The 815-nt window shown below is 25.3% G+C and carries 2 protein-coding genes; both read right to left on the bottom strand.

Features of this window, described 5'->3' with window-relative positions; genetic code table 11:
• A partial coding sequence (locus ACYQ44_RS10385; RefSeq protein ID WP_459997215.1) for an ATP-binding protein occupies window positions 1-504 on the bottom strand: 504 nt, incomplete at its 3' end.
• A gap of 25 nt (window positions 505-529) precedes the next feature.
• A partial coding sequence (locus ACYQ44_RS10380; protein WP_459997213.1) for a PD-(D/E)XK nuclease domain-containing protein occupies window positions 530-815 on the bottom strand: 286 nt, incomplete at its 5' end.

Below are 815 nucleotides of genomic sequence, written 5' to 3'. Positions count from 1 at the left end.
TACGCTTATTAATATTACACTTCTAAGTTTGTATATTTCCCTATCATGATATATACTTCGTATTACATGCAAAAATTCATTCATTATTTTCTCATCTAATTTTTCAAATTCATCTATCATTAATACTATTTCTTTTCCTGTTTTTTCATTTAATCTCATCATTATTCTTCTTATATCATCCATTTCTTCTGGCTCTTCTATTTCAATATTCTCAGAATAAAGTGATTTTATCTTTATTTTGAAATCTCTTACAATTGTTTTTAAGAATGATGTTTTTGTTTTATCACCATAACTTTCAAAAGAAATAAATATTGTTAAATATTTATTTCTTATTTTTTTAACTATATCATTTAACAATGTTGTTTTTCCTGTTTGTCTTGGGGCTGATACTGTAAAATATCTCCAGTTTTCTATATGATCAAGCGCTTCTTTCATTATATCTGGTCTTTCTACGTAATAGCAAGTCTTTTTATCTACTGGTCCTGATGTACAGAATCTTCTCATCGCTTCACCTCCAAACTGGTGCTATTCAAATCTTTTCTATTATATAATCCTCAATATTCCTTTTTTCTGAATTGATATTTATTCCTATTAGGTATATCTCATTTGAATTATTCATATACTTTTCATAATACTTCATTTCTTTTATTTGATTTATTGCTTCCTCTGCACTTTTGTCTAATTTTATTTCAAATAAATATATTTTGTCTTCATATTCTAGTACTAAATCACTTCTCCCTAGGTTTGTTAATTCTTCTGCTGTTACATTTAATCCTATTGATGCTAATATTGTATATATTAATGAATGATAATAA

This window comes from Marinitoga arctica (assembly GCF_054657315.1).
The sequence above is the reverse complement of the archived record's forward strand: the minus strand, read 5'-3'. Positions and strand labels throughout refer to the sequence as shown.